The following is a 284-nucleotide window of genomic DNA, read 5'->3' as shown; positions in this document are numbered from 1 at the left end:
ACGTCTTGGCTGGCATGTTCCAGCCGACAAAGCAATTTGAGGCCGTGGAGGGTTATAACCCTTATGCTGATAAAGCCGAGCTGCATGGTTATGAACAATGGGCGACGGCGTTTTCTGATGCGAATTCACCGCAGGAAACCGCGTGGATCAAACAGCAGATTGATGATGAGAATGAAGACCGTCGGGTGCTGTCTGAAGCTGGCGGCGTAGGAACCTTAGCCAGTATTGCCGCCGGGGCGGTGGATCCTGTGACGGTCGCCTCTATGTTTATTCCCGGCGCACAG

1 protein-coding gene is annotated in these 284 nt (G+C 54.6%); it reads left to right on the top strand.

Annotated elements, in window-relative coordinates; translation table 11 throughout:
* Positions 1–284: hypothetical protein (locus tag JYB63_RS22985; RefSeq protein ID WP_205660238.1), on the top strand; the 284-nt coding region annotated here is incomplete at both ends.

The sequence above is a fragment of the Aliamphritea spongicola genome (assembly GCF_017051665.1).
Classification (GTDB): Bacteria; Pseudomonadota; Gammaproteobacteria; order Pseudomonadales; family Balneatricaceae; genus Amphritea; species Amphritea spongicola.
Note: the sequence above shows the minus strand (reverse complement) of the source record. Positions and strands in the feature narration are given on the sequence as shown.